This window comes from Autumnicola musiva (assembly GCF_031846585.1).
Lineage (GTDB): Bacteria > Bacteroidota > Bacteroidia > Flavobacteriales > Flavobacteriaceae > Autumnicola > Autumnicola musiva.
The window spans coordinates 1-242 of the sequence record NZ_JAVRHK010000096.1 but is presented as its reverse complement, the minus strand read 5'-3'; the positions used below and the strand labels follow the sequence as shown (position 1 = coordinate 242).

Sequence of the window (242 nt, the reverse complement as noted above, 5' to 3'; positions counted from 1 at the left end):
TTAGTCAAGAAATTAAAAGGTAGAAGTTCTCGGAAATTACAACAGGAGTTCCCCGAGTTAAAAAGGCAGTACTGGGGTCGACATTTTTGGGCAATCGGATATGGTTGTTGGCGTACGGGAAATATAACTGATGAAATGGTAAATGAATATTTGGAACATCACAGAAAACCGGACGATAGGGGAGGCACGAATTTCATCATTGAAAACTAAACCTTAGCGGTGACTTAAAGTCACCAGCCCGA

Annotated in this window: 1 protein-coding gene; it reads left to right on the top strand. The window is 41.3% G+C overall.

The genetic code is table 11. From position 1 onward, the window contains the following. Nucleotides 1-210 (top strand): transposase (locus RM539_RS20020; RefSeq protein ID WP_311505186.1); only part of this gene is annotated, 210 nt, incomplete at its 5' end. Nucleotides 211-242: the final 32 nt, after the last annotated feature.